General features: G+C 41.0%; 21 protein-coding genes. 12 read left to right on the top strand and 9 right to left on the bottom strand.

All coding sequences use genetic code 11. The features are described 5' to 3' along the window. The first annotated feature begins 8 nt into the window (after positions 1-8). From ACPEH5_RS08060 to ACPEH5_RS08020, 9 genes are all read left to right on the top strand, one after another. Positions 9-1,193, top strand: coding sequence for an SIS domain-containing protein (locus ACPEH5_RS08060; protein WP_206227030.1), 1,185 nt, complete (start codon positions 9-11; stop codon positions 1,191-1,193). Between the two features lie 32 nt (positions 1,194-1,225). Further along, on the top strand, positions 1,226-1,720 hold the full coding sequence (gene agaV, locus ACPEH5_RS08055) for a PTS N-acetylgalactosamine transporter subunit IIB (protein ID WP_042845281.1): 495 nt from the start codon (positions 1,226-1,228) through the stop codon (positions 1,718-1,720). Positions 1,721-1,766: 46 nt separating this feature from the next. After that, positions 1,767-2,537, top strand: coding sequence for a PTS N-acetylgalactosamine transporter subunit IIC (gene agaW / locus ACPEH5_RS08050; protein ID WP_042845280.1), 771 nt, complete (start codon positions 1,767-1,769; stop codon positions 2,535-2,537). Continuing rightward, positions 2,527-3,414, top strand: coding sequence for a PTS system mannose/fructose/sorbose family transporter subunit IID (locus ACPEH5_RS08045; RefSeq protein WP_042845278.1), 888 nt, complete (start codon positions 2,527-2,529; stop codon positions 3,412-3,414). Before agaW ends, ACPEH5_RS08045 begins: the two co-directional genes overlap by 11 nt. A 51-nt stretch (positions 3,415-3,465) precedes the next feature. Next, entirely contained in the window at positions 3,466-3,897 is a 432-nt protein-coding gene (gene agaF, locus ACPEH5_RS08040; protein WP_048608013.1) for a PTS galactosamine/N-acetylgalactosamine transporter subunit IIA, read from the top strand. Further along, a complete protein-coding gene (nagA, locus tag ACPEH5_RS08035) occupies positions 3,894-5,066 on the top strand; it encodes an N-acetylglucosamine-6-phosphate deacetylase (protein ID WP_042845274.1) in 1,173 nt (390 codons plus the stop codon). Before agaF ends, nagA begins: the two co-directional genes overlap by 4 nt. Positions 5,067-5,104: 38 nt before the next feature. Further along, on the top strand, positions 5,105-5,935 hold the full coding sequence (kduI, locus tag ACPEH5_RS08030) for a 5-dehydro-4-deoxy-D-glucuronate isomerase (protein WP_042845272.1): 831 nt from the start codon (positions 5,105-5,107) through the stop codon (positions 5,933-5,935). Positions 5,936-6,011: 76 nt separating this feature from the next. Next, positions 6,012-6,767, top strand: coding sequence for a 2-dehydro-3-deoxy-D-gluconate 5-dehydrogenase KduD (gene kduD, locus ACPEH5_RS08025; protein WP_042845271.1), 756 nt, complete (start codon positions 6,012-6,014; stop codon positions 6,765-6,767). An 18-nt stretch (positions 6,768-6,785) separates the two neighbouring features. Beyond that, positions 6,786-7,853 (top strand): glycoside hydrolase family 88/105 protein, encoded by a 1,068-nt coding sequence (locus ACPEH5_RS08020; protein WP_042845268.1) that lies wholly within the window; start codon positions 6,786-6,788, stop codon positions 7,851-7,853. 216 nt (positions 7,854-8,069) lie between these two features. Here ACPEH5_RS08020 and ACPEH5_RS08015 read toward each other — a convergent pair whose 3' ends face one another. The 5 genes from ACPEH5_RS08015 to ACPEH5_RS07995 form a co-directional block, all read right to left on the bottom strand. Next, positions 8,070-8,789, bottom strand: coding sequence for an oligogalacturonate-specific porin KdgM family protein (locus ACPEH5_RS08015; protein WP_042845267.1), 720 nt, complete (start codon positions 8,787-8,789; stop codon positions 8,070-8,072). Positions 8,790-8,911: 122 nt separating this feature from the next. After that, positions 8,912-10,471 carry a sulfatase-like hydrolase/transferase gene (locus ACPEH5_RS08010; protein WP_166685687.1) on the bottom strand — a complete coding sequence of 520 codons (1,560 nt, stop codon included), beginning with the start codon at positions 10,469-10,471 and terminating at the stop codon, positions 8,912-8,914. Positions 10,472-11,043: 572 nt separating this feature from the next. Further along, entirely contained in the window at positions 11,044-14,007 is a 2,964-nt protein-coding gene (locus tag ACPEH5_RS08005) for a TonB-dependent receptor plug domain-containing protein (protein ID WP_281110440.1), read from the bottom strand. Positions 14,008-14,032: 25 nt separating this feature from the next. Continuing rightward, entirely contained in the window at positions 14,033-15,487 is a 1,455-nt protein-coding gene (locus tag ACPEH5_RS08000) for a porin family protein (protein WP_048608007.1), read from the bottom strand. Positions 15,488-15,562: 75 nt separating this feature from the next. Continuing rightward, a complete protein-coding gene (locus ACPEH5_RS07995) occupies positions 15,563-16,318 on the bottom strand; it encodes a Slam-dependent surface lipoprotein (RefSeq protein WP_042845264.1) in 756 nt (251 codons plus the stop codon). 445 nt (positions 16,319-16,763) lie between these two features. Between ACPEH5_RS07995 and ACPEH5_RS07990 the strand changes: the two genes are divergently transcribed. After that, the gene (locus ACPEH5_RS07990) at positions 16,764-17,387 is read left to right on the top strand and encodes an SDR family oxidoreductase (RefSeq protein WP_187550066.1); all 624 of its coding nucleotides are present in this window, start codon (positions 16,764-16,766) and stop codon (positions 17,385-17,387) included. 17 nt (positions 17,388-17,404) lie between these two features. Then, positions 17,405-17,596 (top strand): hypothetical protein, encoded by a 192-nt coding sequence (locus tag ACPEH5_RS07985; protein ID WP_225832987.1) that lies wholly within the window; start codon positions 17,405-17,407, stop codon positions 17,594-17,596. Positions 17,597-17,908: 312 nt separating this feature from the next. Here ACPEH5_RS07985 and cfa read toward each other — a convergent pair whose 3' ends face one another. From cfa to ACPEH5_RS07965, 4 genes are all read right to left on the bottom strand, one after another. Then, positions 17,909-19,072: a cyclopropane fatty acyl phospholipid synthase gene (cfa, locus tag ACPEH5_RS07980; RefSeq protein WP_281110439.1), complete on the bottom strand. Its 1,164-nt coding sequence runs from the start codon at positions 19,070-19,072 to the stop codon at positions 17,909-17,911. A gap of 443 nt (positions 19,073-19,515) precedes the next feature. Further along, the gene (locus tag ACPEH5_RS07975; protein WP_042845259.1) at positions 19,516-20,811 is read right to left on the bottom strand and encodes a cytosine deaminase; all 1,296 of its coding nucleotides are present in this window, start codon (positions 20,809-20,811) and stop codon (positions 19,516-19,518) included. After that, positions 20,804-22,051: a cytosine permease gene (codB, locus tag ACPEH5_RS07970; protein WP_042845257.1), complete on the bottom strand. Its 1,248-nt coding sequence runs from the start codon at positions 22,049-22,051 to the stop codon at positions 20,804-20,806. The genes ACPEH5_RS07975 and codB overlap by 8 nt, the downstream gene beginning before the upstream one ends. Positions 22,052-22,208: 157 nt before the next feature. Further along, complete coding sequence (locus ACPEH5_RS07965; protein ID WP_042845255.1) at positions 22,209-23,096, bottom strand: LysR family transcriptional regulator; 888 nt, start codon at positions 23,094-23,096, stop codon at positions 22,209-22,211. Between the two features lie 100 nt (positions 23,097-23,196). On the opposite strand from ACPEH5_RS07965, the gene ACPEH5_RS07960 reads away from it, so the two are divergent. After that, entirely contained in the window at positions 23,197-23,640 is a 444-nt protein-coding gene (locus ACPEH5_RS07960; protein WP_042845253.1) for a PACE efflux transporter, read from the top strand. Positions 23,641-23,682 lie beyond the last annotated feature (42 nt).

Genomic DNA, 23,682 nt, shown 5'->3' with positions numbered 1-23,682 from the left:
GGTTTGACATGGAATATTTAAGTTATCAACCGGCTGAACTAGAACAACTTAATGCGTTCTGGACAGCAAAAGAAATTGAGCAGCAACCTGAATGTTGGCAAAAAACGGCGTTATCAGTGAAAGCATTACGTACTGAAATTGATGCGTTTTTAGCTAAAGTTTTATCAGCACCAGATGCTCGTATTATTATGACTGGAGCAGGCACTTCTGCATTTGCCGGACGTGCACTGGCTCCTATATTAACTGGGCATCTTAAGCGTCGTGTTGATGCAATAGCAACAACAGATTTGGTTTCTGACCCGAAAGAGTATTTAGCTGAAGATGTGCCGACCTTGTTAGTTTCTTTTGCTCGCTCTGGAAATAGCCCTGAAAGTGTTGCAGCTCTTGATGTCGCTGAAAAGTGTTTATCTCAATGTTACCACTTAGTGCTGACTTGCAATTCACAGGGGCAATTATTCCAATATTGCCAAAATAACCCTAATGCATTGGCACTTTTGATGCCAGAAGAGTCGAATGACCGCTCTTTAGCCATGACATCAAGTTTTTCATCTATGATGATGGCCGCACTATCCATTTTCTTAGATGATACTTTCTTTAATAAACAAATCTTACCATTTTTCACTCAATATCATGATAATTATCAGCAGTTTAACCGAATAATTCGTGAGAGCTATGCAGGTAAATTCAAACGTGTGATTTATTTAGGTAGTGGGGGGCTTCAGGGGCTTGCACAGGAAGCGGCTTTGAAAATGTTAGAGCTTACCGCAGGTAAAGTGGTGGCTAGTTTTGATACTCCATTAGGATTTCGTCATGGCCCTAAATCAATCGTTAACAAAGACACGCTAGTCGTTTTATTTCTTTCGAATGACCCGTATACCAGACAGTATGAAACTGACTTATTACGAGAGGTAATTCACGATAATGCATCATCCAAGGTGATCGGGATCACTGCGTCCTCTGAAGATATTTTTTTGAAAGATAATTTCATTTATATTTCAAAACTGGAGCATTGTTCTGACGCAGCGTTACTATTTCCTTATCTAATGTTAGCGCAAGCATTTGCTTTTCATAGCTCTATTGCACTGGGGAATACACCGGATAACCCTTCTCCAACAGGAGAAATTAACCGGGTTGTTCAAGGTGTTACTATTTACCCGTTCTCATATCAAAAAGATGGCGAATCGCTATCTTGAGATAGACACAACAAATAATAAGAGAGCAAGTTATGCACACACCAAATATTGTCTGGACCCGAATCGATGAACGTTTATTACATGGGCAAATTCGTATTACATGGGGTAAACACACGGAAGCAAATTTAATTCTTGTTGCGAATGATGACGCTGCTGATGGACCCAATTCTGCTTTTATGCAAGCTGGCATGAAAGCATCAGCAGGTGGAGAATATGCGGTCCGCTTTTTCTCTATTCAAAAAACCATTGATGTGATTAGTAAAGCATCTCCTCGCCAGAAAATTTTTGTACTTTGCAATAACCCAACTGACGTTGCTCGTTTAGTTGAAGGTGGTGTTCCTATAACGCACTGTAATGTTGGCAATATGCATTTCCATGAAGGGAAAAGACAGATTGCGAAGACGGTGTCTGTTGATGAACGTGATTTGGAGGCATTTCGCCGTTTGGTGGATAAAGGCGTCACCTGTACCGTGCAAAATACACCTGACCAATCTCCAGTGGATGTGTTAGCGCTTGCAACGGCTTAAGGCTGCTTGAGGCATAACTTAAAACAACTGTGTTTAAGGAATTATTATGATTTATGAAGCTTCTCTTGTGGCTTTATGGGCCTTCTTTTGCGGTATAGATAAGTATGATGTTGCGCTAAACATTCACAGGCCACTCATTACAGGCCCTGTTGTTGGGTTGATTATGGGTGATATGCAAGTCGGTTTGATTGCAGGCGCTACGCTGGAACTTGCATGGTTAGGGTTAGTTCCTAATGCAGGGGCTCAGCCACCAGATGTCACATTAGGGACTATAGCGGCCGTTGCTTTTGCCATCATGACTAATCAATCACCTGCAGTTGCGATGGGGATTGGGATGCCTATCGCAGTGCTAATGCAAATGATCATTATCGGTTTCTTCGCCATGACTGCATTTACTATGGGTAAAGCAGACCGTTATGCAGAAAAAGCCGATGCATCGGGTATTTCTCGACTGTTGATAGCCACTATTACTGTTCGTTCATTACTGTATTCCATTGTTGCATTCGTCACGGTTTATTTTGGTGAACATGCTGCGGAATGGATAGATCAAAACACGCCAAAAGTATTGCTAGAAGGTTTAGGTATTGGCGCGAAAATGGTACCAGCAATTGGCTTTGCTATGTTGTTAAAAATCATGTGGTCAAAAGAAGTGGCGGGCGTGTTCTTCGTTGGATTTGTTATGACAACTTACTTGAAGCTTCCCATCATGGCGGTAGCAATACTTGGCGCATCCGCAGCAGCACTGTATTACTTCTTCAGCGGTAACAGTAACAACAATAACTCACAGAAAAATGAGGATTTTGAAGATGGTATCTGATAACAAAGCAATCGAACAAACGAAAAACCTCCCTGTTGAGTCCTATGTTGATGGTGTTGATGAGTATCAGGATACAACGGTTCGTAAGGTAATAACGAAAGGCGATCTTTGGAAATGTGCGTTTCGTGGTTTATTTATGGAAGGTAATTTTAACTTCGAACGCATGCAAGGTGGTGGATTTGCTTTTTCAATTATCCCTGCTTTGCGCAAAATCCATGGAAACAACAAGCGGGACTATGCGACATCACTAAAAAACCATCTGCAATTTTTCAATGCGAGTCCAAAGTTGTTTACGTTTTTGCTCGGCACAGCGGTTGCTATGGAGGAAAACAAAGAGAAGCCTTCAACGGTCAACGTGATGAAAGTTGCAGGTATGGGGCCTACTGGTGGGATTGGTGATGCTATCGACCACATGACATTAATGCCATTGACGTTAGCATTAGGCGCTTCTATTGCAATGGAAGGGTCTATTGCAGGGCCGTTTGTCTTTTTCTTTCTCTATCAAATAATCCACTTCTTTGTGTATTTCGGTTTGATGTTTATGGGCTATCGCGCAGGTACAGCTGCGATGGTCAATATGAGTGATGCGACTGAAAAATTAGCGAAAGCCGCCAACATTATGGGGATTTTTGTTATCGGTGCGTTATCCGCTACTTTCATAAAGGTGCAAACAACGGCCTCGATTGAATTAGGTGGCAAGGTTGTTGAGCTGCAAAGTGCATTATTCGACAAAATTATGCCGAATTTACTACCGCTAGGCTTGGTTTTCCTGATGTTCAAAATGGTCAAGGGCACAGGCTTTTGGGCTAAACCTCCTGTACTTATTTTTTCAATGTTGGCATTCGGTGTGATTGGTCACGTATTGGGTGTTCTGTAAGTAAGTTAGATATTTGCGGGCAAATGGGTTTGCCCGCTTAGGAGTATACGAATGATTGGTTTGATTATTTCGGGTCACCTCAATTTTGCAAGTGGTATGGCATCGGCAGTAAAAGCTATCGCAGGTGAACAGGAGAATATGGTGTTTATTGATTTCATTGAATCAATATCGCCCGATGAATTAGAGCAGCAAATGCGTGCCGCTATTCAATCGATGTCTTGTGAGCAAGTTGTTTTCCTCACCGACCTTCCGGGTGGCACTCCATGTAATCGTGCCATGGCAATTATGATGGAAAACCCCTCTGTTGAAGTCTTAGCTGGCGTCAACCTTCCTATGATAGTTAATGCTGCATTTGAACGTGAAGATACCACCGCCAGTGAGTTACTGTCGGTTCTGAGAGAGATTGGTATGACAAGTATCCAAGACCTCCGTGAGCAGCTTGCTATGTCGTCTGAACCTGAAAATGAAGAAGATGGTTTATGAACCAGCAATATGCAATTTTAGCGGATAGGACGTTCACTCCAGAGGGCATCCGTTACCAGCAGTATGTGGTGATAAATGATGGCATTGTACAGGAAGTTACGAATATCGCGCCTGAAAACTGCCCGATTATCCATCTTAAAGACCGCAGTTTGCTACCCGGATTCGTCGATATTCATATTCATGGACGAGCCGGCTGTGATGTGATGGATGCAAGTCAATCTGCTTTGCAAACCATCTCAGATGAATTAGTCCAAACGGGAGTTGTGGCATGGGTCGGTACGACGGTCACAGCCCCAATGGATGATATCCAGCAAGCGTTAACCAGCATCCGAGACTTTACCTCCAAACCACAAACATCCGGTGCACAACTGCTAGGAAGCTTCCTTGAAGGCCCTTATTTCACAGAAAGGCATCGTGGGTCGCATCCAGTGAAATACCTTAAAGCGCCTACAGTTGCTGAGCTTGATGAGCTTTATCGATGTGCAGAAGGTTCTTTACTGCGTGTTGCTATAGCCCCTGAAGCTGAAGGCGCCACTTCAGCTATTGATTGGCTTGTTGAACATAAAATTAAAACCAGTGTTGCACATACTGCGGCGGATTATGAGCAGACTAGCCAAGCTTTTGCGCGTGGCGCAGATTGTGGCGTGCATCTTTATAACGGGATGACGGGGTTACATCACCGTGAACCTGGCTGCTGTGGTGCCGTGTTATATCACAATGTACTCGCTGAATTGATAGCCGATGGTATTCATGTCCACCCTGTCATGATGGAACTGGCTTATCGCCTAAAAGGTTACCAACAGATTGCATTGATTACTGATTGCATGCGGGCAGGGGGGCTTCCTGATGGTGACTACGCCCTTGGCGCACAAATGGTCAAAGTCACGAATGGCCAAGCTCGAACTGTCGATGGTTCTTTAGCGGGGAGTACATGTAGCTTGGATAGTGCATTGCGCAATATGGTGCGCTTAGCTCACATACCTGAATGGGAAGCCGTTCAGATGGCAACCGCAATACCGGCTGAATATCTCGGTATTAGCGAGCAATTTGGTTATATCCGTAAAGGTGCTCAAGCCAATTTTGCTGTTGTTGATAACAATTTTTATTTAACAGACACATTCATCAGAGGTGAACACGTTCACTCTGTATTCGGGAAAGCCGATCACTAAGATGGTTAACCCATCAGTAAATTTATGAGGTATTTATAATGGAAATTCGTCAACCAATTCACAGTGAGCATGCTAAAACGCTCGATACCGAAGGGTTACGTCAACAGTTTCTGATTGAGGATCTGTTCCGTGAAGGGGAAATGAATCTCACTTATAGCCATATCGACCGTATTATTGTCGGTGGTATTGTTCCAACAAGTGCGCCATTAGCGTTAATGGCGGGGAAAGCCTTAGGTGTTGATTTTTTTCTAGAAAGGCGTGAATTAGGCGCAATCAATATTGGTGGGGCAGGTAAAGTTATTATCGATGGCGATGTGTTTGAGATAGCCCCGCGTGAAGCCATTTATATTGGTATGGGGACTCGAACAGTTGAATTTATGAGTATTGATGCGAAAGAACCTGCTCGTTTTTATATCAATTGTGCACCGGCTCACCATGCTTATCCAAGCCGTAAAATTACGATTGACCAAGCATCGCCTGAGAAACTGGGTAATGCTGAAAACTGCAATGTCCGTACTATTTATAAATTTTTGCACCCGTCAATCCTACCAACATGTCAGTTATCAATGGGGATGACGGTATTAGAGCCGGGAAGTTTGTGGAATACCATGCCATGTCATACCCATGAGCGCCGTATGGAAGTTTATCTGTATTTCGATATGAAAGAAGATAATGTGGTTTTCCACTATATGGGTGAACCAACAGAAACTCGCCATATTGTGGTCCGCAACGAACAAGCGGTGATTAGCCCTAGCTGGTCGATTCACTCCGGTGTAGGTACCGCGGCTTATACCTTTATCTGGGGCATGGTTGGGGAAAATCAAGTTTTCCATGATATGGACCATGTCGCAATGAAAGATCTGAAATAGTTACTCCTTTCACTCTTTTTTTTTCTTATACAGTAAAACGATGTGGGATATTCCCACATCGTTAGAGGAACTCATCATGAATTTATTTGATTTAACTGGGAAAGTTGCCATCGTTACGGGGTGTAACACTGGGTTAGGGCAAGGTATGGCTATTGGTTTGGCACAAGCAGGAGCTGATATTGTTGGGGTTGGTGTACAAGATGCACCTGAAACACGACAGCAGATAGAAGCATTAGGGCGCAAATTTCATTACATTACCATGAACTTAATGGAACAATCAGGCTTACAAGATTTAGTTGACGAAGCAGTATCGGCAATGGGTCATATTGATATATTAGTTAATAATGCGGGAATTATTCGCCGTGAAGACTTATTAGAGTTTAGTGAAAAAGATTGGGATGATGTGATCAACATTAACCAAAAAACATTATTCTTCCTATCACAACGCGTTGCCCGTCAGTTTGTAAAACAAGGCAATGGTGGCAAAATCATTAATATTGCGTCAATGCTATCTTTCCAAGGTGGTATTCGGGTGCCATCTTATACGGCCAGTAAGTCCGCGGTAATGGGGCTGACTCGCGCACTGGCAACAGAGTTATCTCAATATAATATTAATGTTAATGCCATTGCACCAGGTTATATGGCAACAGATAATACGGCGGCACTGCGCGCTGATGCGGCTCGTAATGCAGCAATCGTGGAGCGCATACCTGCCGGCCGTTGGGGAACTCCAGATGATCTCGCAGGGCCTGCCATTTTCTTAGCTTCAAAAGCCAGTGACTATATTAATGGTTATACCATTGCGGTAGATGGTGGATGGTTGGCCCGTTAATCCATCAGGAGAATAAGAATGGAACAATCATTATTACCTCAATCGCTACAACGAAATACTGTTTTGCAGGATATGAAACGAGTATACCGTTTTCAGTCTGCGAATCAGGTACGTAGTGTGATCCGCCGTAGTGGAAAAACCCGTTTTATTAAAGATACGGATTGGGAGCGTGGCGTTCTGTGGTCTTGTGTTGCTGCGGCATGGCAAGCGACACAAGATAAGGAATACCTTGATGGTGTGATGAATTACACACTTCATACTGGGTTTCGCCCAGGCCCTAATGCACGCTTTGCGGATGACCATGTTTGTACGCAAGCTTATTTAGTGGCGAGTAGCCAATTTTTACAACCGGAAGTTCTTGAGCCAACGATTAAAGCGTTTGATTTGATGTTAGCAGAGCCCAAAGCGGGTCGCGAAGATTGGTGGTGGTGTGATGCCTTATTTATGGCGCCCCCAGCATTTGCCGCGCTTTCGGCAAAAATAAAAGATGTACGTTATTTAAACTACATGAATCAAGCTTATTGGGATGCAATTGAGCATTTACGCGATATTGAGACTGGGCTTGTTTATCGTGATTATCGTTATATCCCAGATGGCCAAGGTAGTGAGCTACGTGAGGCGAATGGCGAGAAAGTGTTTTGGAGCAGAGGGATCGGTTGGGTTATCGCATCAATTCCTCGGATTTTACCACACTTACCGAGTGACCATCCCGATCGTCAACGTTATATTGATTTGTTTACAGAATTACTGGCTGCAATCATTCCTTATCAGCAAGAAGATGGTTTTTGGCGTACGAGTTTGCTTGACCCACAAAGTTTCCCGGCGCCTGAAAGTAGTGCGGCAGCGTTATTTTGTTATGGAATAGCATGGGGAATTAATCATAATATTTTAGATGAAAAGACTTTTTACCCAGTATTAGAAAAGGCTTGGGTCGCATTACGCGGCTGTATTCACCCTAATGGTATGTTAGGTTATGTACAATTACCTGCATTTAACCCGAGAGATGTTAATTTTGAACATAATATGGATTATGGTGCGGGAGCTTATTTATTAGCGGGTAGTGAAGTTATCAATTTATTTTGTTAGGTTATAAATTCATTTAGCATTGCTCATTGTTATTACTTTTTAATACTATATTTGTTATTTCACCGGTTATGTTTTTAGTAATAAAACATAACCGGTTTTTTTTATTGTTATTACTGTAGAATGTAGGGTGCTCAATGTTTTTTTAAATAAAAAGACCTATTCAATATTTCAGAAATAGGTCTTAATGTTTTTAGATTAATAATAACCGCTGCTTAATTACCAAGTATATTGAATACCAACGCGGAAACGGGTTTGACGGTCGCTTGAGAAACGATTTTCTTTCACGTTACCTACTTCAACAAATGGTCGCCATAATGCGCCATCATCAGCTTTAATATCATAACGTAGGCGCACGTTATGTTGATAATCAAATTTCTTATTGTTATACATAGGTTGTGCGTTATCAGCCATTTCCCACATTAAGTCTAATTGATATTGTAAGTCTAAATTATTCCATTTATAACCAATCCAGCTATCAAATTCTTGAACTTTAGAGTGGTAGTTGCTGCCGTTTTCACCAACTTGCCCATAATCCCAAACCTTCCATTTATAACGACCTTGTAAGCGAATACCGTTATCAAACGTATAGTTTAAGCGGACGTAAGGAACATAAACTAGACCGAGCTTATCAAAATCAAGAGATGCACCAACAAGGCCAACGAGGTTTGGATTGAGTTTTTTATAATAAAATGCAGAAAACTCAGAACCATCAATTTTCATTGCATCATATGCGCCATCTTTATTTCCATAGCGAGCATCTAACTCAAAGCCAATATTTTTCCCAGTATCCAAAAAGGCTTTAATACGGTCGCCACTTTTCCCAGAAGCATCTAAATATTGATGACGGTATTCAATTGTCGTTTTATAGTTATTAGCGAGTGCATATTGTGAAGAAACTGCAAATAATACGGCACTAGTGATAAATAGTTTTTTCATTATCTTTATTCCAAGCTGTATGCTTTAAGCATGATGGTAGTAGTTCCCTGTTTTATTAGAGAATTTATTGTTTTATTTTTTATGAAATTGCCACCTAAGGAGAGGTGGCAAATTAATATTAATTATTTAGTTTCACATTCTGTGACTTTTTTGTTTAATTTATTTGTTGTTGCTGTAATAAATTCACTTGGTCTCCAAGAATCACCTGTCTTTTCTAACCAAGGAACTAGCTCTTCTTTAATTAATTTATCGATAAGCGGTTTATTCTCATCAGCGACATTTTTCATTTGATAAGGGTCATTTACGTTATCGTAAAGAGTATATTTCAGAGGCTGGCCATCTTGGCGATCAATAACTAATGTATGGGTTTTAGTTCTTACCCCCCGTTTACCAAATGAAGGTTCGCCATAAGGAATAAACAGGTATAGCTGTGAATTAGCGGTATCGCCTTCACCTGTTGCTATACGCTCCGCTAAATTACTCCCTTCAACTGAGCCGGGGATCCAGTGTTCTAACCCTAGTAGCCCTAATATTGTTGGGTATATATCTGGCGCAGACATCAATGCATCATCTTGTCCTACTTTGATTTTTCCGGGTAAACGGAACATCATTGGTACGCGCATAGACTCTTCATAAGGGTTGTTCTTAGTTGCCTGCCCATTAGCCCCAAGACAACTACCATGGTCAGAGAAAAAGACGACTAACGTATTGTCTGCAAGACCTTGTTTTTCTAGTTCGTCAACGATGCGACCAAATTGGTCGTCAACGCCGTTTACCATCGCTAAATACTCTTTAAAGTATTGGGGGCCATAGCCTTCTTGATATTCAGTATCCCATTTTACATTTGGTCTGGTATTAAGTTCTTGTGAGGTTTTTCCTTTGTAAACGTCTAAATATTTTTGTGGCACTTGGTCATAAGGGGAGTGAGGAGGGTTCATGGAAACCACTAAAGCAAATGGCTTCGATGTATCTCGGTATTTACCCTCTTCATTGCGTAGAAATTTGATAGCCATATCAGCTTCATGTTCAGGCCCCCACTGGTCGACATAAATTGGCTTCTCACGTGGTGTATCATTCCCCCAATACATAGGCTTCATATGTAGGTCATAAGTGCCATAGGAGTACCAAAAATCAAAGCCATGGCGGCGATCAGGTGCTGCCCATTCATTCCAATAACGGCCTTCCATCGGGTTATTATAACTTTCAATAAAAGGGGCATAAGGTGCATCCAAATGCCATTTTCCAATATAGCCTGTACTATAATCGAGTGATTTCAATACATCGGACCAACATTTCGAATAAGGAGATAAATCAATACCGACCTTACCGCCATAGTCATGAGCATTACCTGTTATGCCGTTACGAACAGGATATTGACCCGTCATAAACATGCCGCGAAATGGTGAACATAATGGGTAGTTAGACGCCATTTGTGTCATTACTTTAGCTTGTTTGGCAAACTTATTTAGGTTAGGTGTAATCGAAGGATCTTCTCCCATAAATTGCAATGCATGTGCACGCATTTCATCTGGGAAAATGATCAATAAATTTGGAGCATTATCAGGACGGGCTGGCATGCCATTAGAAGGTTTCCCTGAGTTGGCTAAAATGGGACTAGAAACCGACATTGCTGCACCGCTGGCTGCTAATCCTTTGATAAAGCTTCTGCGCGAAACAGTCATTGCTTCTTCCTCTTTGTTTACGTTTTCTTTCGTTTTGTGTTTTTATATATTATTTATACTTTTGCATAATATCAAAAAGTAAGTGATCGAAAATGTCGAAATTGAAGTCATGATCACAAAAAATGACCAATCGAAAGCTACTGTGATTTGTTTCGAAAGAAAAACAAAATAGTGTAAGTGTGGTGATTTATATTTATCTATATGATTTAGAACTATTAATTGATATTTTGTGATAAGGGTTGCAAATTTTACATTTTTACTTTCATTTGGCATAAGGTGAGCTTTTTGTTTTTCATTTGCTTTCATTGGTTCTGGTGAGGGGAGTATGAAGTGTGTTTATTCAAGGTTATAGAGACTAAATAACGCCTAGGTGATCGAGAATAATAAGTAAAGATGGCTTTGGCTTACTGTCGAATCATGATGCGTTTTAGAATAAGAGAAATAATAGAGCGGTAAGGTATATCAGGTCTTTGATAAAAAGATTGATACTTGAGTTAAGGCGTTTAAATAAGTTAAGGATATCCGTTACATATTAATACGGGTATCCTTTTATGATAAATAACTAACCAATATTAAAATTGTGCATTTAATCCTAAGCGTAATGTGCGCCCAGGCGCTGGCATCATACTACGAGTCAATGGGTCGATATAATAACGGTCAGTTAAATTGGTAACTAAAAACTCAACATTGATATTTTTATCTATTTGGTAGCGAGCGTAGGCATCGGCGGTTAATGTTGGAGTCCAGTGCATAGGGCTATTATTCGCCATTGAATAACTACCGGGGTAACGCTGCATCATTTTCTTTTCATCTTTATTTTGCACGCTGCTGGTGTAACGTAAACGAGTTCCTACTTCAAGGCTTTCATCCATAAAACGCATCCCAAGGTTCGAGTTAATCGCATATTTGGGCTGTAACTGCGTTCTCAAGAAGCCGCCGGGAAATCCAGCTGTTGTACATTGGGAAATATTATATTGATTACCAATGTCTACTTTTGCAGGCTCGGAGTCATCGCAAACTTCATTTTTCAAGCGGTAATCAATACCTATATCCATAAATACCCCGCCATTATCATAACGAGCGAGGGCTTCAATCCCTGCGGTTTTATGTTCTTTTACTTGAATAAAGTTAAGGCGACCATCACGGTCAAACGCATTTTCGATTACAGTGTGGTAGTAACCTATTTTTATATCTGCATGGCGTTCAGCGCCTAATAAGCTTTGAAGGTTACGAGAATAGCCAAATTCCATGGTTTTAGCTCGTTCTGGTTTAAAAACCATTTTTTCTTTGCGGGCTTCACTTGAGCCTGCAAAGCCGATACTGTTTTCAAAAATACTTGGTAAACGTATTGTTTCGATATAGCGTGCATAAACTCGGTCATTATCCGATAACCAGATATTTGCACCAAAAGCAGGGGCCCAGCCATGACTTTTTTGTTTGCCGGGAAACTGCCATTTTTCTTCCTCTGTGAGTTTTCGCTTAAGTTCGCTTGCTGGATGTTCATACGCTTTATTATAAACAAACACTTCCTTACCTGTGACGGGGTCAATTGCGCGTGCTTGTGGGTCGATAGTGCCATTGTGGAAAGGGTTCGTTTTTGTTGTGTAACGGCCATCTTTATCCGATTTCCAGTCAGTACGGAAACTGACGTCTAAAACGCCATTTTCGTTTGGTCGCTGAGGGTCTTTTCTCTCGGTGATATAAACATGGTAATCTACATCATCAAGCCCTAATACCTCAGTTAAAATTTGTTTATTACGATAAGAACCGCCAAAGGGTTGATAACCTTTAGCGACGGCTTTGTCATATTCTTCTTGTGTCAAAATTCGGTTGTAGTTGATCCTTCTAGCAAGGCGTTCATCAGGGTTTTGAAAACCATTGGTGCGTTTTCTCATTTGCTCTTTTAAGTAATCATCTTCTGTCCAACCATCAATATATTTTGCGCCTGCATCAAGCTCTAACCATGTTGTTGGCCTATAGTTAAAGTTAAAAGCAATGGTTGTCTCTTGCCGATGCCCTTTTCGGGGGAGAGCAATAAAGGGGCTAGCTGATTGGGAGGGGGGCACATCATTAGAGTCTAATTTTTCTTTAAGCATTGACCCGCGTAGCGTTAAGTCCAGATCTGGTGTAAGTGCCATTGTATTTCGCAAGTTGAAACCGATGCGGTCATTTTCAGAGTTTGTTGCGGCAGTATTAATTAAAGAACCGTCAATATTAGGGTCTTTACCGTTTCCATAGCCGTATTCAAACCCCCAATCACGTTCTTTAGGTTCACGAGGGTAACCCCCTGAGGTATTTGTATCACCAACAGAGTGTGTCATCCAGATATTGGCATTTAGATCAATCAATGGATTGTCATCAGGTTTCCATGCATATTCTGCATTATAGGCATTTACCGTAAAGTGGGCTAATGGCCATTGAGGAAGCACTTGTTTCCCTTCAATTTCTTTAAAGCCGATACGCGAAGGCATAATTTCACCATAGGTACTTTCGCTGCGCCTAAAACTTAAATGTAATGTTTGGTTTTCAGTGAGATACAAATTTGTTTTAATTAAATAAGATTCTAATTCATTAGATGTATTTGTGACCTCTTTCCCGGGAGCATATATTTTGGCTGCGAAAGGGAGGTATGGGTCTGGGCCTAGCTGCTGTTGCACTGTTTGTTGTTCGTTGAGCTGAATTGCTTCTTGGTAGCGATGAGCGCCTTTTTTGCCAGCAAAATAGTTGCCTTGTCGGCGGTATGCATAGGCCGCCATAACATCAAATTTTTCTTGGCGGGTACCTACTGCTATTCTCCCACCGTTATCTTTAAAATTGAAAAATTGCGCATTACCGCGAGATTTTGGGGTGATATTAACGACGGGGTCTGAAAAAACATAGTTATTGTTTTTATAGATCTCAGGGTGATCTCGATAATCGCTACCATATCCAAAGTTTGGTACTCGTTCTCGTGTCGAATTACTACTGGTTTCTAGCTTTAAACTAAAGCCAAATTTCTCATCGGGGGCGACAACATCATCTATTCCTATAGTTCTAATTGCTATCCCACCACCAACGGATGTTTTGATATCGCTAACCAGTGAACCACTTTTTTCAATATCAATACTGCTAATGAGGTTAGGGTCTACATAATTACGGTTATTGGCGCCATTATAACCACGATAGACCGTTAAAGATTGTTCTGTGCCATCGACTGTGACGGGGACGCGCTCTTGACCTTGAATACCTCGGACATTAGGGTCTAATGCTCCACTATTACGCGCATCGCCACTGTATACACCAATTGCACTATTTAGTACGTCAGCGGTGCTGGTTCCTTTATAGCGTTCAACTAGATCTTTACCTAAATATACCTTAGAACCCTTGGCATCATATTGATCATCGTAGCCTTGTTGGTCTCGTTCCTTGATGGTTTTTGCGGAATCCTGAACAGTAATAGTGCCAATATGTTCTTTCTTTTCCGCTTGAGTCGTTGCTGGGAAAAAGAGGGTGGTAATAATTGCAGTAGTAATAGGTTTTAATTTGTATTTGTACATTTTGTTTTTCTCTATGCCATAACACTTAAAAGCGGGTTTCTAACCCAACTGAAACCTCGTGCTGATGGTAGGAATAGATCCCATCTGCCGAGCTTTTATTATTTCGAAAGCGGTAACTGGTATAAGGCGTGAAGGTTAGTAGTGTGTAATTTGGAAAATTTAATCGCGCAAAATACATAGTTTCACGATCATGACGCTTAACATTTAGCAAATAGTTGAAGGCACCAAATTGGCTTTCTCGATAAGTTGCTAATGCTAAGAAATGAATATCGGGTGTTAATACCGTATAAAAGCCAGCCCGTGCGCCAAGTTGGTCATAGTTGTCACTGCGAACTTCAGTGGTTACGCGAGTGGCATCAGCACCTAAAAATATGGAACTATTAGGTGTAATACCGTAAATCCCCGTCATATGAAGTGCTGTTCGCGAGCCATCAGCGCTGTCATAGGGTTTCTGATAATGAAGTTGTTGATAATCAGCTGAAGTTGTCAGGATCACTTGAGGGGTGAATTGATAATCTGCGTCTATTCGTCCCCCCATTCCTAAATATCGACGCTTTTCATTGACGGTTTTTAGTTCGAGTTGCGGGCCCAAAGATACGGTTGTATTTGCATTATTAAAGCGATATAAGGCAGCGAAAGATGAGGTGTTTTCACTATACTCAGCATAATGTGGATAGCGATCACCATAGGATGTTCCCTTGATTTGAAGGGAATGGTTTCCTGTTATTGGGATAATTTTACTGAGGCTAGCATCATAAGTAAGCCCTGAAGACGCGATTGGGTTGGCCATTTTCCATGTGCCGCCCGGCGTTTGCCAAACTTTATCTTTATTAGGGGCTTGATTAATATTACTGTTGTATTTATATCCAAAAGATAAACTTCCTGTCCAAGCCGTACGGTTTTCAATCGCGCCAATAAACTGTTGAATAGTTTGTTGAACCCCAGCAGGCAAAGCGAGGGTCTCATCGTTAATTAGGCTTTGGAATAACGCTAATGATTCTTTATTTTGGTTGTCTTCAAAATAGGCACGAGCCAATTCCAACTTGACTCGTAGAAATTGGGGGGATAACGCTAATATCTGTTGATAATACGCAATGGCCTGAGGGTAGTGATTTTGCGATTTTTCTATTTCGGCTTTAGCAAATAAAATCAATAACGGATCAGCGTCAGACAAAGCCTGATAGCGTTTTAATAAACGCTGTACATCCTGAAATTGCCGATGGTTAATGGCTAAATAAATTGCTTGCCCTAAATCTTGGGCATTGTTTCTCAGCGTGTAAGTTTTACCGCTAAGATTAATAGACATGTCATCAGGGAGTAACTGTTGGTCTTTGCCGGGAACAACGGCGCTTTTATCACGATAGTTTTGTTTGTCTTTCTGCCATAATAATTGTTCTCGGTCTGTATCCAGACTTGCTGAGAATGTAGGGAAAGAAAGTACTAATATAGTTGTGACGGAAAAAAGTAAAAAATATTGCATAGGTTGTTTTCGGCATTAAAGGTAGGCAGCCAACTGTCAATCATGCTTTGTTGACCACCTAAATTGATTTACACGTTACTGGGAGATATCTCCTCGGCTCCCACCAAAGGCCATATCTTTACTTTGGTCGTTAAATTTAGTCACACCCGCTATATGTTTCGCTTGGTCGCCAAAGAAGTGACCGCGAGCTTCACCGACAGCGCCATTTAGCGTTGCATCCCCTGCGAAGGTTGCGTTATTTTTAATTTTGGCATCGATATTTGTGCTACCGATATTCCCTGCTAATGATTTGCTACCAAAGTTAGCCGTCAAAGTTCCCGTCGCTAGTGCACCGCCGTTGTATTGGCTAATCCCTTTCACTGAATATTCCGCAGTTCCTGCCGTTGGCATATTGCTAGTAACATCTTTACCTGAGTAATAAGCAGTATGTGTGGTGTCATTGACTTGGCCTGTTGATGACCATTCACCAAAGTAAATTTCAGCGTTGGCAACTTGTGCAAAATTGAATACGCCCATTTTGTTGTGTGTGGCTGGATTGCCAGGAGTATTAGGCATTGAAATCACATGGGCTTCATTTCCAGCTTGTTTTGGAGCCATTTTTGTTAAACCAGAAAAAGAAATAGTTTTGCCGCCATAGACAGCTTGAACTCCTATTCCAGGGTCACCAATTGCGCCACCATGGCCTCCAGCAGTACCTTCTGTGGCACCTACTTGTACGGAAGGGCCCGATGGATCAAAAGGCTGGCTTTGATCAGAACCGACAGCGGCAAAGGTACTAAAAGACATTCCGCATGCTGCGAATGCTAGAGCAATAACATTTAACTTTTTCATCGGAATACTCCATTTTAATTAAAGATAATAATGATATTACTAGTATGGTAATTATCATTTTTCTGATATATAACGGGTGTCATTAAATCAAATAAAAATATAAATGCAAATGATAATTCTTCGCATTAACATTGATATTATTATGGGTATCAATATGATAGACTCGGTATTTGGTGTGTTAGCTATTGATATTAAAAATTTTTTTGTAAATTAATTGTTGTTTTATTTATTTTTCACTTAAAAAATTTTTAATAAAAAAGTTAGATTAGTCACATTTTAATGAATGTAAAAAATAGTATTTCACAATAAAACATTAAAATAAGTAATGTTTTATTGTGGGGGATAGGATGAAATAGACGGGCTAGGAGCAGTAGGTTGATAATTTGATTAAATCAAAGTTGCATATTAATGAGTTACAGGCATAAAGATTGATAGGGGTACAAGAATGAGTCCTTGGTTAATTTTGGGCGCTGGTGGTAAAGGCGTCGGTAATATGGTTGTTAAACTGGCAGTTACGGATAAACGTCCTGTTATCGCAATAGTGCGTAATTCTCAATCAGCCGAAATGCTAGAAGATCAAGGCATACAGGTGTTTAGGGGTGATGCTTGTGATAAGGCCGTCGTTTCGTCAGCTTGCCAAGCAGCTGGCGCCTCAGCAACGGTTATTTCTACGATGGGGGGAACACAGGATTATTTAGCTCACCGCACTGTAATTGATTGTGCCGAGCAGGCTGGTATATCTCGCATGGTTCTCGTGACATCGCTTGGATGCGGTGATTCATGGCAATATTTGTCTTTACGGGCACGTACCGCTTTTGGTCAAGCCGTGCGTGAAAAATCCCTTGCTGAATCATGGTTACAAACGAGCTCTCTCGATTATGTCATCGTTCGCCCTGGTGGTTTACTGCACGGACAAGCAACAGGAAAAGCGATATTACAACAAGTAGATGATGTTCACGGTTTAGTGATGCGGGCAGACGTAGCAGAACATGTTTATCTTCTAGCCCAACAAACTACGCTTAAAAATCAAATCTATAGCATAATTCAGCCAGAGCTGGCATTAGCTTAAACAGATAGTGGCCTTGCTTGGTCACTCAACACTGTAATAGTGATAATGATATCGTGACTATCGTGAATTATTTGTTCATTGTGTTGGACTCCACTAATTTCGAACATATTGTGCAGGCATTGGGGGAGCAAACCGAAAAACATAAGGAAACTATAATGAATATTGCACAGCGGTTACAGGATAAAGGCCGCCAAGAAGGTCTACTTTAAGGCATTGAGCGAGGGCGAGAAAAAGGACGACAAGAGGCAACAATTGTTTTGGCAAGTAAGCTACTTAAACAAGGCATTAGCCTAGAAATTATTATGGAAAGCACGGGGTTAAGCTGTCAAGTACTGGTTTCATTACAGTAGGGTTTTAGGCATTACTGGTCATTAAAGTGCAATATGATAAGGAAGAATATACAACAAAGCTTGCAACTGGTTGAACAATGGTTGAATGGGTAAAATAGGTATAAGCCAGAAAGCTCTGATGACAGAACTTTCTTTTAGCTTATTTTTGCAATCCTAATTCAATTTCAACATTTAGCGGGCAACACGCAAGCCACCTTCAACACCCTGTGGGCTCCAGAGAATTTGCCATAATTGAATATCGCGAGCTCGGAATGCACCAGCACACGCATTGAGGTAATAAGAAAACATACGCTTAAAACGAGGTGTATAATTAGCTTCAAGCTCAGGCCAAGCTGATTGAAAACGAGCATACCACGCCATCAGTGTATGGTCGTAATCCGCACCAAAATTGTGCCAATCCTCCATCACTAATTTGCCTTCACTACTTTCGCCAATATTTTGTATTGAGGGTAAACAGCCGTTTGGAAAGATATATTTATTGATCCACGCATCAACATTAACTTTATTGCGATTAGACCCAATGGTGTGAAGGAGAAATAAACCATTGGAGGCTAAATTACGTTGGACAATATCAAAATAGGTTGCGTAGTTTTTTGGCCCAACATGTTCAAACATACCCACTGAAACAATACGGTCGAATTGGTCATTAAGGTTTCGATAATCTTCTAATAAAATTTTGACATCCATATCAGCACAACGAGCCTGTGCATATTTTTGCTGTTCAGCTGAAATTGTGACACCAGTGACGGAAACGCCAAAATGTTTAGCTGCATAGGCAGCAAGACCTCCCCAACCACAGCCAATATCAAGTAACCGCATACCTGGTTTTAATTGTAATTTTTCACAAATTAAATTTAATTTTTGTTCTTGAGCTAGAGAGAGGTTTTCAGGGCTATGGTCTAAGCCTTTCCAGTAACCACAGGAATATTGCATGTAAGGGTCTAGCATCAAAGAAAATAAATCGTTACCTAGATCGTAATGCTCTTCACCAACGATACGAGCCCGTTTTAGGGTTTGTAAATTTCGCACTCGTGCTACAGCGACTTTCAACGTATCACTGAAATGATGGGGTAATTTGTTATCAAGCCCATGGCGTAAAACGCGCTGAAAAAACATATCCAACCGCTCGCAATCCCACCAGCCATCCATATAGCTTTCACCCAACCCTATTGAACCGTGTTGTAGGACACGTTTAAAGAATTGGTTATTATGAACTTGTATATCGAAAGGGCGGGAACCATTAATTTCAATGCCTGCTTCATTTAATAGCTCTGAAGCAATACGCCGCCAAGAGTCGATAGAGGCTTTCTGGTTAACTACATTTTCAGTACTCATCTGATCTCCAATTTTTGTCAAAGTGGGATTCAGAGAACTTTATTTGTGACGTATTCGCGGTACAGCAAAACAGGAATATTGACCACCACGGTATGACAGTCAGTGTATTAGCGTTATTGTTGCTATAAATAAAGCTCAAATCCAGTTTTAGATAACTCTTTAAAAAATATAAAACCTTCAGGTTTAATTTCAATAAAAATTGCACTTAATTTTTATAAATGGCACTTATAACCAAAAATAAGGGGTAACTAGACGTTTATTGCTTATCAAAAATTGTCAATATTTTATAGAAATCAACTATGTAAATAATAAGCTTAGTATATAAATATGGCAATGGTATGAAAGATGAACAGCAAATTTAAAATGGGGGGAATGAAATATAGGAAGACAGCTTAAATGGTTCACCTGTTGGCCACAGAGAACCATTTAAACGGCTAAATAACTTATTTAGTTCGATCTGAATAACCGTAATTGATAATTTCGGCTTGCTCAAGTTGGATTTGTGTTACCGCAGGTTGAGTATTGGCTATCACACGCCCATCACGGATAGAATAGCGAACAGGGACTTGTCGGCGTACCGCATCAAAACCATTTTCGGCAGGTAAAACTAGCAGGTTAGCCCGCTTCCCTTCACCAATACCATAGTCAGCTAAAGCCAATGTACGCGCACTGTATTCACTAATTAACTTCAGCCCATCATTGATTTGTTGATAACCCATTAACTGGCAAACATGTAACCCCATATGTAGCACTTGCAGCATATTTGCTGTACCGAGAGGATACCAAGGGTCAAATACATCATCGTGACCGAAGCAAACATTAATATCTGCTGCTAGCATCTCTTTAACACGTGTAATACCACGGCGCTTAGGGTAAGTATCAAATCGGCCTTGTAAGTGAATATTGACGAGTGGGTTCGCGACAAAGTTAATCCCTGACATTTTCAATAAACGGAATAAACGCGAAGTGTAAGCGCCATTATAGGAATGCATGGCAGTTGTATGACTAGCAGTCACACGAGCCCCCATCCCTTGTGCATGCGCTAATGCGGCTACGGTTTCCACAAAGCGTGATTGCTCGTCATCGATTTCGTCACAATGCACATCAATTAAGCGGTCGTATTTCTGAGCCAGTGCAAAGGTTTTATGTAACGACTCAACACCATACTCGCGGGTAAACTCAAAATGTGGAATTGCTCCTACCACATCTGCGCCTAAGCGTAATGCTTCCTCTAATAGGGCTTCGCCATTTGGATATGACAAAATCCCTTCTTGTGGAAAGGCGACAATTTGTAAGTCGACCCAAGGGGCGATTTCTTGCTTAACTTCTAACATGGCTTTCAGGGCTGTTAATGTGGGGTCAGAAACATCCACATGGGTACGAACATGTTGAATTCCATTAGCAATTTGCCATTTTAATGTTTGCCACGCTCGGCTTTTAACATCATTGTGAGTCAACATTGCTTTACGTTCAGCCCAGCGCTCAATACCTTCAAATAAGGTGCCTGATTGGTTCCAGCTAGGTTGCCCAGCAGTTTGCGTTGTATCTAAATGGATATGTGGCTCAACAAAGGGAGCAGTCACTAAGCCACCTTCAGCATCCAAGCTTTCAGGCAATATTTCCCCGGCGGGTTGTGGCACAATGGCTTGAATTTTTTTGTTTTCGATATCAATGCGCCATAGTCCATCACGTTCTGCTAAATGGGCATTATGAATATGTTTGAAAGTTTGATTAAGCACGTGTCATCTCCGAGTCTGTTGTGCGGCGGCGATTTAATAATGGGTTAAGAACAGCGTAACATAATGCGCCACCGAGCACGGCATTAACTGGGACAATCCCAGGTAAATAATTACCTGCAATGACACCAGCAGCAACGGCCAATAATGCACTAACGTTAACATCACGCATTTTATTGCTATCGAAGGTGCTATAACGGTGACGATACATTAAGAAATCTGCAATGATAATTCCCCCAATTGGAGGAATAGCGGCAGATAAGAAAGTGAGCCAACCAACAAAATTATTATATAGCCATAAAGCACATAAAGTACCTATTAAGCCGTTGATGATAGATAAGGTTTTGCTGGATAGCCCCGTAATATTTGCAAAGCCTAAGCCAGATGCGTAGAGGGCATTATCATTGGTAGTCCATATATTTAGCCCTAAAACAATAATTGCGGGTAATAAAAGTCCTTGAGCAATCATAACATCAGAAATGTCTGCCATACCCAATGAAGCGGCTCCTGCCGCGCCAAAGATAAACATTAATGAATTACCAAGGAAAAAGGCAACAATGGCGACGAGGACGGCGATTTTTGGCCTACGACCAAAGCGAACAAAATCAGCGGTTAATGTGCCTGCACTCACAAAAGACCCTACGACCATGGCTAATGCAAGGTTAAAATCAATTGGTTTTGTCGGGGTAATTGATTGTAAAGCATTCATGCCCCCCATATCAGTAACCGCAAGATAAACGGAATAGCTGCCCAGTATGGCGATAGCAGGGACAGCAACGACAGAAAGAACCGTAAGTGCAGAAATACCGAAAATAACAGTCACCGTCATTAAGACCCCTGAAATACCAATTAGCCAATTAATATCCCAACCAGTAGCTTTCCCGACAGGAATTGCAAACATAGCAACTCCAACACCAAACCAGCCGACTTGGGTGCCGCCTAATAAGAAAGAAGGAAGCCAAGAACCTTTGATACCAAAAGAATAGCGTGCAAGGAGGTGGGTTGTTAAGCCAGTTTTAGAACCGATAAAACCAAGAAATGCGGTGTAGATACCAAGAAGAAGATTACCGATGAGTACTGCGAGGAAGAAATCATGAAAATCAAGACCGGTACCAAGAGCGCCTCCGGTCCACATACTGGCGGAAAAGAAGGTTAATCCTAGCATTACAAAGGTTAATGCTAGCCCGCCTTTTCGCGCGGATATGGGCACGGGGCCATGACTATAATTTTTATCTTCGCTCACGATAGTCTCCAATTATTTTTTCAGGGCAAAAAAATCCGACGCATTTTATAGCCAGAAAAATAAAAAGCAAACGTTTTCGTTGGTGGTATTAAAATAATTAATCTATTAAAAAACAATTTAATTTAAGGAAATAAGTCAGAAGGGGTCATGAAAATTTTTATGTAAGATGTGTTTTTTTCAGTAATTCAATGCATTCTTGTGCGCCGCGTTTAAGTGCATGGCTCTTTAAGCTAACCACATGAATAGGGAGCTTCAAACCATTAGGCGTATTTTTAAACTGTAACGGCTTTAAAGTCCCTGTCGCTAGCTTATCTTTAATCAGGGACAAGGGAAAATTCCCCCAGCCCATGCCCCCTTCGACTAAGCCTAGTGCTAGGGAAAAGCTATCTGTTTTCCAATAGTTGCTGGAAACAACAATGCGCATATCACTGAGCTCGTGCTGCCGGCTACCAATAATAATTTGTCGGCTTTCGACGAGGTCTTCAATATAAAGTGAAGTTCTTTCTTGCAAAGAAGGGTGCTTTGTCGAAATAGTCGCAATAATAGACTCCTCGCCAATATAATGAAATTGTTCTTGAGAGTTAACATGTATTCCACCAAATACAATAGCGAGCTGGAGTTGTTTTTTATGTAGTAGTGGTAATAGGTCATCTTGGGGCGCGGTGACAAGTTCAATATGTAACAAGGGATATCGTTGGCTCAAAACACGTAGAGCATCAAAGAGTATATTTGAATTAATACCTGCCGCAACACCTATAGCCAGAGTGCTTTCTACCCCTTGGGTCAACTCTCTGGAAAATGTATTAAGTTGTGATAAGTTTTCAATAATATGGCGTGCATAGGGGGCTAATGAAAGGGCTTTCTCTGTCGGTTTGGGCTCACGGGAGTGACGATCAAATAGCTCAAAACCCAATTCTGCTTCAAGATTAGCTATTGCCATACTGACTGCCGAGGGGACTCGTTGTAATGATCTTGCAGCGGCAGAAAATGAGCCTTTGTCTAGAACAGTGAGGAAAATAATAAGATTGTCACTATTGAATGACATGGTAGACCTTTCAATAAAATTGATAGTAGCTGACTTTTATTATCATTGAATTATATTTATTTTACCACCTATTGATGACGATATATTTAGAGGTGGAGATATGCAGGGAATTAAACGGAAAATTGTGTTTGTTACTATCTATGAAGTTGTTGGGTGGGTGATTTCAGCGCTAGCACTGGCCTTTCTTTCAGGGAATTCAGCGGGAACAACAGGGCCATTAGCATTGGTGATAACTACGATTGCTGTTAGTTGGAATTTTATTTTTAATACAGGGTTTGAATATTGGGAGTCAAAACAAAAATCACGAATTAGAACCTTTAGGCGCCGGTTTGTGCATGCCATATTATTTCAATTAACATTGGTAATTTTTTTAATACCGTTAATTGCATGGTGGCTCTCGATTAGTCTTTTACAGGCGTTAATACTTGATTTTGCATTAATTATTTTTATCCCAATTTATACTTTCTTTTTTAATTGGGCTTTCGATAAAATTTTTGGGTTGCCTAAATCAGCTCTGCCACAAGATAATAAAGCCGTATCATAAAACAAATAGCGTGTTTCCTTCCTTTTTTATTGCGGAAGGAAA

The organism is Providencia sp. NPDC089933 (genome assembly GCF_049545585.1).
In the GTDB taxonomy this organism is placed as follows: Bacteria; Pseudomonadota; Gammaproteobacteria; order Enterobacterales; family Enterobacteriaceae; genus Providencia; species Providencia huashanensis.
Note: the sequence above shows the minus strand (reverse complement) of the source record. Positions and strands in the feature narration are given on the sequence as shown.

Coding starts and splice junctions, on each gene's coding strand:
- ACPEH5_RS08060 (WP_206227030.1), top strand. CDS start 9: ATGGAATATTTAAGTTATCAACCGGCTGAACTAGAACAACTTAATGCG.
- agaV (WP_042845281.1), top strand. CDS start 1,226: ATGCACACACCAAATATTGTCTGGACCCGAATCGATGAACGTTTATTA.
- agaW (WP_042845280.1), top strand. CDS start 1,767: ATGATTTATGAAGCTTCTCTTGTGGCTTTATGGGCCTTCTTTTGCGGT.
- ACPEH5_RS08045 (WP_042845278.1), top strand. CDS start 2,527: ATGGTATCTGATAACAAAGCAATCGAACAAACGAAAAACCTCCCTGTT.
- agaF (WP_048608013.1), top strand. CDS start 3,466: ATGATTGGTTTGATTATTTCGGGTCACCTCAATTTTGCAAGTGGTATG.
- nagA (WP_042845274.1), top strand. CDS start 3,894: ATGAACCAGCAATATGCAATTTTAGCGGATAGGACGTTCACTCCAGAG.
- kduI (WP_042845272.1), top strand. CDS start 5,105: ATGGAAATTCGTCAACCAATTCACAGTGAGCATGCTAAAACGCTCGAT.
- kduD (WP_042845271.1), top strand. CDS start 6,012: ATGAATTTATTTGATTTAACTGGGAAAGTTGCCATCGTTACGGGGTGT.
- ACPEH5_RS08020 (WP_042845268.1), top strand. CDS start 6,786: ATGGAACAATCATTATTACCTCAATCGCTACAACGAAATACTGTTTTG.
- ACPEH5_RS08015 (WP_042845267.1), bottom strand. CDS start 8,789: ATGAAAAAACTATTTATCACTAGTGCCGTATTATTTGCAGTTTCTTCA.
- ACPEH5_RS08010 (WP_166685687.1), bottom strand. CDS start 10,471: ATGACTGTTTCGCGCAGAAGCTTTATCAAAGGATTAGCAGCCAGCGGT.
- ACPEH5_RS08005 (WP_281110440.1), bottom strand. CDS start 14,007: ATGTACAAATACAAATTAAAACCTATTACTACTGCAATTATTACCACC.
- ACPEH5_RS08000 (WP_048608007.1), bottom strand. CDS start 15,487: ATGCAATATTTTTTACTTTTTTCCGTCACAACTATATTAGTACTTTCT.
- ACPEH5_RS07995 (WP_042845264.1), bottom strand. CDS start 16,318: ATGAAAAAGTTAAATGTTATTGCTCTAGCATTCGCAGCATGCGGAATG.
- ACPEH5_RS07990 (WP_187550066.1), top strand. CDS start 16,764: ATGAGTCCTTGGTTAATTTTGGGCGCTGGTGGTAAAGGCGTCGGTAAT.
- cfa (WP_281110439.1), bottom strand. CDS start 19,072: ATGAGTACTGAAAATGTAGTTAACCAGAAAGCCTCTATCGACTCTTGG.
- ACPEH5_RS07965 (WP_042845255.1), bottom strand. CDS start 23,096: ATGTCATTCAATAGTGACAATCTTATTATTTTCCTCACTGTTCTAGAC.
- ACPEH5_RS07960 (WP_042845253.1), top strand. CDS start 23,197: ATGCAGGGAATTAAACGGAAAATTGTGTTTGTTACTATCTATGAAGTT.